We start from the raw sequence: 7,406 nt of genomic DNA on the forward strand, positions 1-7,406 counted from the left end.
CGAGAGCGTGGTCGGCCGCGGCGCGCGGGCGGCGCGGATGCCCCGGCGCTCGGCCTCGTCCATGATCTCGCGCAGCGCCGGGCCGACGAGCTCGCGGCTCGCCACCACCAGCACGGCCGGCATCTGCCCGGCCTCGGCCAGCCGGTCGAGCGCCGCCGCCAGCCCGCTCACCTCGCCGAGGATCGGCACGTTATGGATGCGCCGGCCGGTCTCCCGCGCCGAGCCCGCCAGCACGCCGATCACCCGGTAGCGCTGGTGGCTCTCGCGCGACAGGGCGGCGAGGAACAGTTCCGCGCCCTCGCCATCGCCGAGCAGCAGCGCGGTCTCGGCATCGTCCGACAGCACCTCGCGGCGGCTGCGCGCCATCCGGTAGAGCACGCGCGGCGCCAGCAGCGCGAGGCCGAGCGTGATCATCAGCAGCGGCGGAAAACTCGCCGAGGGAAGCCTGGCGCCGACGCCGACGAGCAGCAGCACGAGCAGCAGCGCCGCGAACACCGCACTCGCCCCCACCGCGATCGCGTCGGGCAGGGCGGTGAAGCGCCAGTGCTGCCGGGCGAGGCCGAACGGCACGCCGACCAGCCAGATCGCCGCCGACCCGGCCAGCGGCAGGACCGCCGGCGAGGGCATCGGATGCGCCGGATCGGCGAGCCAGCAGGCGCCGATCACCGCCAGCGCGGCCAGCAGACCGTCGAGGGCGAAATTGACCGCGATGCGGATCTGGCTGCGCTGCAACGTCATGGTGCTCCGTCTGTAGCGGAATTGGCCGCCGCCGTCATAGGGTGCACCGCAGCAACGAATTGGGTTGCACCTTTTCTCACAAAAGGTGTAACCCGCTCCGCATCGCAGGTGCAACCGCAACAGGAGGAACGGCGATGGCTGTCAGCACGATGGGGGTCAAGCTCGACGATCAGGTCCGCGCCCGGCTCCGCGCCCTGGCCGAGCGCGAGGGACGGACGACGCATCACCTCGCCAAGCAGCTCATTCTCGCCGGGCTGGAGCGGCTCGAACGCGGCGAGGCGCTCGACGCCGCCGCCACCGCCGAGGACGACGCGCCTTCCGCCGTGCCCTTCCTCGAATTCGTCCAGGACGTGCAGCCGCAGACCGTGCTGCGCGCCGCGATCACCGCCGCCTACCGGATCCCGGAGACCGACGCCGTCGCCGGGCTGATCGAGGGCGCGACCCTGCCCGCCGCCGCCGCGAAACAGGCGCGGGCGACCGCGACCAGCCTCGTCACCGCGCTGCGCGCCCGCCGCAATGCCGGCCTGGTCGAGACGCTGCTGCAGGAATACGCGCTGTCGAGCCACGAGGGCATCGCGCTGATGTGCCTCGCCGAGGCGCTGCTCCGCATCCCCGACGCCGCCACGCGCGACGCGCTGATCCGCGACAAGATCGGCGCCGGCGACTGGCAGAGCCATCTCGGCGGCAACAAGTCGGTCTTCATCAACGCCGCCACCTGGGGGCTGCTGCTCACCGGCAGGCTGAACGCCACCGCGAGCGAGGCCGGTCTGTCCTCGGCGCTGACCCGGCTGCTCGCCCGCGGCGGCGAGCCGGTGGTCCGCCGCGGGGTGAACATCGCGATGCGGCTGATGGGCGAGCAGTTCGTGATGGGCCGCACCATCGGCGAGGCCTTGGCCAATGCCCGCAAGCGCGAGGCGAAAGGCTTCGCCTATTCCTATGACATGCTGGGCGAGGCGGCACTCACCGCCGCCGATGCCGCGCGCTATTACCGCGACTACGAACAGGCCATCCACGCGATCGGCGCCGCCTCGGGCGGCAAGGGAATCTATCGCGGCCCCGGCATTTCGGTGAAGCTCTCGGCGCTGCACCCGCGTTACAGCCGCGCCCAGCGCGCCCGGGTGATGGAGGAGCTGGCGCCGCGGCTCAAGGCGCTGGCCCTGCTCGCCCGCCGCTACGATATCGGAATCAATATCGACGCCGAGGAAGCCGACCGGCTCGACCTCTCGCTCGACCTGCTGGAAGGCCTCTGCTTCGAGCCGGGCCTCGCCGGCTGGAACGGCATCGGCTTCGTGGTGCAGGCCTACCAGAAGCGCGCGCGCTCGGTGATCGAGTTCCTGATCGACCTCGCCCGCCGCAGCCGCCACCGGCTGATGGTCCGGCTGGTCAAGGGCGCGTATTGGGACAGCGAGATCAAGCGCGCCCAGCTCGACGGGCTGGAAGGTTTCCCGGTCTTCACCCGCAAGATCCACACCGACCTGTCCTATCTCGCCTGCGCGCGGGCGATGCTGGCGGCGCGCACCGAAATCTTCCCGCAATTCGCCACGCATAACGCGCTGACGCTGGCGAGCATCCACGCCCTGGCCGGACCCGCCTTCGAGGTGGGGGACTACGAGTTCCAGTGCCTGCACGGCATGGGCGAGCCGCTCTACGAGGAAGTCGTCGGCCCGCAGAAGCTCGACCGGCCCTGCCGGATCTACGCGCCGGTCGGCACCCATGAGACGCTGCTCGCCTATCTCGTCCGCCGGTTGCTGGAGAACGGCGCCAACACCTCCTTCGTCAACCGCCTCGCCGATCGCCGCGTGCCGGTCGAAGCCCTGATCGAGGACCCGGTCGCCGCCGCGAGAAAGATCGAGCCACTCGGCGCGCCGCATCCGAAGATCGCGCTGCCGGGTGCGATTCTGGGCACGCGGCGCAATTCCGCCGGATTTGATCTGACCAGCGAGCAGCGCCTCGCCTCGCTCGGCTCGGCCCTGCTGGCAAGCCTCGAACAGGACTGGCGCGCCGCCCCGCCGGATGCCGATCCGGCCGCGCCGGGGCGGGCCGTGGTCAACCCCGCGAATATCGCCGACCGCGTCGGCACCGTCATCGAGCCGGATGCGGGCGCGGTCGGCGCCGCGCTCGCCCGCGCCGCCGCCATGGCGCCGATCTGGCAGGCGACGCCTGCCGCCGAGCGCGCCGCGATCCTGCTCCGCGCCGCCGACCTGCTCGAACACCGCATGACCGCGCTGGTCGGGCTGATCGTGCGCGAGGCCGGCAAGTCGCTCCCGGCGGCGATCGGCGAGGTGCGCGAGGCGGTCGATTTCATGCGCTATTACGCGGGCCAGTTGCAGGATGGGTTCGACAACGAGACGCATCGCCCGCTCGGCGTGGTGGCGGCGATCAGCCCGTGGAATTTCCCGCTCGCCATCTTCACCGGCCAGGTGGTCGCCGCACTCGCCGCCGGCAATGTGGTGCTCGCCAAGCCGGCGGAGGAAACCCCGCTGATCGCGGCCCAGGGCGTGCGGATAATGCACGAGGCCGGCGTGCCGGCGGATGCGTTGCAGCTGCTGCCGGGCGACGGGCGGACGGGTGCCGCGCTGGTGGGGGATGCCAGGGTCGGCGGCGTGGTGTTCACCGGTTCGACCGCCGTCGCCCGGCTGATCCAGGCCACGCTCGCCCGGCGCCTCGATGCCGATGGGATGCCGGTGCCGCTGATCGCCGAGACCGGCGGGCAGAACGCGATGCTGGTCGATTCCTCGGCGCTGCTGGAACAGGCGGTGGGCGATATCGTGACCTCGGCCTTCGATTCCGCCGGGCAGCGCTGCTCGGCCCTGCGCATCCTGCTGGTGCAGGACGACATTGCGGATCCGCTGCTCGCCATGCTGCGCGGGGCGATGGAGGAACTCGCCGTGGGGGCGACCGACCGGTTGTCGAGCGATGTGGGCCCGGTGATCACGCGGGAGGCGCGGGACAATATCCGCGCCCATGTCGAGACGATGGAAGGGCGGGGGCATAAGGTATTCTCGGTGGCGCTGCCGCCGGAGACCGAGGGCGGGTGGTTCGTGGCGCCGACGATGATCGAGATCGACCATCCCTCGGCACTGGAGCGCGAGGTGTTCGGGCCGGTGCTGCACGTGGTGCGTTACCGGCGCGAGGAGCGGAATGCGATGGTCGCCGCGGTGAATGCGCTGGGCTACGCACTCACTTTCGGCGTGCACAGCCGGATCGACGAGACGATCGCGCAGGCGGTGGGCAAGGCCGAGGCCGGCAACATCTACGTCAACCGCAACATCGTCGGCGCCGTGGTCGGCGTGCAGCCCTTCGGCGGGCATGGGCTTTCGGGCACCGGGCCGAAGGCGGGCGGGCCGTTCTACCTGCGCCGGCTGCTGGCACGGCGGCCGATGCCGCATGGCGAGGGCGAGCCGGCGCCGGCGTTCGCGAAGCTGGTCGGCTGGATGCGCGAGCGGGGGATCGAGACCGCGCCGGCGCTGCGCTATGCGGCGGCTTCGGCGTTCCGCGACGCCGAGCTGCCGGGGCCGGTGGGCGAGCAGAATACCCTGCGGCTGAAGCCGAAGGGGCTTGTGCTCTGCCGGGCCGCGAGCCCCGAGGGCATGTGGCGCCAGGTCGCCGCCTGCCTTGCCACCGGCAATGCGCCGCTGGTGCTCTGCGACGGCGCCGAGGCGGAGATCGCCCGGATGCCGGCGGAGATTCGCCCGGCGATGGCGCCGGAGGACGCGGTGGCGCGGGCGGAATTCCACGCCGTGCTGTTCGAGGGCCATCGCGACGCGCTGATCGCGCTGCAGATGGCGCTGGCCGAGCGGGACGGACCGATCGTGCCGGTCCACGCCCTGCCGGCGGAGGACCATTCCGAGTGGGATTATCCGCTCGAATTCCTCCTCGAGGAGCAGTCGATCAGCGTCAACACCGCGGCGGCGGGAGGCAATGCCAGCCTGATGTCGATCGGCTGATTTTTGCTCCCCCCCCTCGGCGGTCAGCCGCCGAGGGACGCGCGGATCGCGGCGAGCGCCTCGTCGGCCTTGCCGCCATCCGGGGCCGCCGGCCTGGGCCATGTCCGGCCTTCCGCCGCCGCCCTTGCCGCCGACCGCTTCCGAAGCGGCGCGGACCAGGGTGACGGCGTTGAAGCGGTCGGTCAGGTCCGGCGAGACGGCGACGACGATGCTCGCCTTGCCCTCGGCGGTGGAGACCAGGGCGGCGATGCCCGAGCCCATCGATTTCAGGATGGAATCCGCCAGCGATTTCAGGTCGCGCGGCGAGACCTCGCCGAGATTGCGGGCGGCAAACTTGATGCCGGCCACCTCCTCGATCTCGGACGCGGCGCCGCCGGTGGCGAGCTTGCGCTGCAGCTCGGCGACCTGCCGCTCGAAACGCTTTTTCTCCTCCAGCAGGGCGGCGATGCGGGCGGGGAGTTCGGCGGGGGCGACCTTGAGCGCGGCGGCGGCCTCTTCCAGCAGGTCGGCCGCGGCCTCGGTGGCGGCGAGGGCGGCTTCGCCGGTCACCGCCTCGATCCGGCGGATGCCGGCGGCGACGCCTGATTCGGCGAGGATGCGGAAGGCGCCGATATCGCCGGTGCGGGCGACATGGGTGCCGCCGCACAGCTCGATCGAATAGGCCGACCTGCCGGCATCGCCGGCGCCCATCGAGACGACGCGCACCTCATCGCCGTATTTCTCGCCGAACAGGGCCATCGCGCCGCGCTTGACCGCTTCATCGGGCGTCATGAGCCTGGTTTCGACCGCGGCGTTCTCGCGGATGCGGGAGTTGACCTCGCGCTCGACGGCGCGGAGTTCCGCTCCCGTCACCGGGCGGGGCTGGGAGATGTCGAAGCGCAGGCGGTCAGGCGCGTTCAGGCTGCCCTTCTGCGTCACGTGCGGGCCGAGGGCGCGGCGCAGCGCCTCGTGCAGCAGGTGGGTCGCCGAATGGTGGGCGCGGATGGCGCCGCGGCGGGCGTGATCGACCTCGGCATGGACGGAATTGCCGGGGGCGATCTCGCCTTCCTCGATCGTGCCGTAATGGACGAAGAGATCGCCGGCCTTTTTCTGGGTGTCGGTGACGCGGATGGTGACGCCGGGGGCGGTGAGCGTGCCGGTGTCGCCGACCTGGCCGCCGCTTTCGGCGTAGAAGGGCGTCTGGTTGAGGATGAGGGCGACCTCCTGCCCGGCCTCGGCGCGGCCGGCGGGCGCGCCGTTCACCACCACGGCGAGGATGCTGGCATCGCTCTCCTCGGTCGAGTAGCCGAGGAACTCGGTGCCGCCGAGACGGTCGCGCAGGTCGAGCCAGACGGTTTCGGTCGCGGCATCGCCGGAGCCGGCCCAGGCGGCGCGGGCGCGGGCTTTTTGCTCGGCCATCGACGCGGTGAAGCCCTCGTGATCGAGGCCGCGATGCTGCTCGCGCAGCGCGTCTTCCGTCAGGTCGAGCGGGAAGCCGTAGGTGTCGTAGAGCTTGAAGGCGACCGCGCCCGGGAGTTTCTCGCCCGAGCCGAGTTTCTGCACCTCATCCTCAAGGAGCGAGAGGCCGCGTTCGAGCATGACGGCGAATTTCTGCTCTTCCAGTTTCAGTGTCTCGACGATCAGGGCCTCGGCGCGGGGGAGTTCGGGGAAGGCGACGCCCATCTGGCGGGTGAGGGCGGGGACCAGGCGGTAGATGAAGGGTTCGCGCATGCCGAGCCGGTGGGCGTGGCGCATGGCGCGGCGCATGATCCGGCGCAGCACGTAGCCGCGGCCCTCGTTCGAGGGCAGCACGCCATCGGCGATCAGGAAGGAGGTGGCGCGGAGATGATCCGCGATGACGCGGTGGCTGACCTTGTGCGCGCCGTCGGGATCGGTGTGGGAGACCTCGGCCGAGGCGAGGATGAGGGCGCGCAGCGTGTCGGTATCGTAGTTGTCGTGCTTGCCCTGGAGGATGGCGGCGAAGCGCTCCAGGCCCATGCCGGTGTCGATCGAGGGGCGGGGCAGCGGGTTGCGCACGCCGGCCGGCTCCTCGAGGAACTGCATGAAGACGAGGTTCCAGATCTCGATGAAGCGGTCGCCATCCTCGTCCGGGCTGCCGGGCGGGCCGCCGGGAATGGACGGGCCGTGATCGTAGAAGATTTCCGAGCAGGGGCCGCAGGGGCCGGTATCGCCCATGCGCCAGAAATTGTCGTCGGTCGCGATCCTGATGATTTTCTCATCCGGCAATCCGGCGATCCGTTTCCAGAGCGAGGCGGCCTCGTCGTCCTCGTGGTAGACGGTGACGAGGAGTTTTTCCTTCGGCAGGCCGAAGTCGCGGGTCAGCAGGGTCCAGGCGTTCTCGATCGCGACGTCCTTGAAATAGTCGCCGAAGGAGAAGTTGCCGAGCATCTCGAAGAAGGTGTGGTGCCGGGCGGTGTAGCCGACATTGTCGAGATCGTTGTGCTTGCCGCCGGCGCGGACGCATTTCTGCGAGGAGGCGGCGCGGACATAGGGCCGGTGCTCGTGGCCGGTGAAGACGTTCTTGAACGGCACCATGCCGGCATTGACGAACATCAGCGTCGGGTCGTTGCGCGGCACCAGGGGTGCGGAGGGCACCACCTCGTGGCCGTTGCGGGCGAAGAAGTCGAGGAAGGTGGCGCGGATGTCGTTGCTGGAGGTCATGAAAAGGCCCGTGATCCCTGAAACGTGTTGTGCGCAGAGCCATACCGCAGGGTTGCGGCA

General features: G+C 70.8%; 2 protein-coding genes and 1 pseudogene. 1 reads left to right on the top strand and 2 read right to left on the bottom strand.

The features are described 5' to 3' along the window. Positions 1-738, bottom strand: a 738-nt coding sequence (locus APM_RS03765) for a nucleoside-diphosphate sugar epimerase/dehydratase (RefSeq protein WP_007422027.1), incomplete at its 3' end; no start/stop codon positions are given. 134 nt (positions 739-872) lie between these two features. Here APM_RS03765 and putA point away from each other — a divergent pair. Then, on the top strand, positions 873-4,685 hold the full coding sequence (putA, locus tag APM_RS03770; protein ID WP_007422028.1) for a trifunctional transcriptional regulator/proline dehydrogenase/L-glutamate gamma-semialdehyde dehydrogenase: 3,813 nt from the start codon (positions 873-875) through the stop codon (positions 4,683-4,685). A gap of 23 nt (positions 4,686-4,708) precedes the next feature. On the opposite strand, the pseudogene alaS reads toward putA, so the two are convergent. Next, positions 4,709-7,346: pseudogene (alaS, locus tag APM_RS20210) on the bottom strand (alanine--tRNA ligase). Positions 7,347-7,406 lie beyond the last annotated feature (60 nt).

The organism is Acidiphilium sp. PM, assembly GCF_000219295.1.
In the GTDB taxonomy this organism is placed as follows: domain Bacteria; phylum Pseudomonadota; class Alphaproteobacteria; order Acetobacterales; family Acetobacteraceae; genus Acidiphilium; species Acidiphilium multivorum.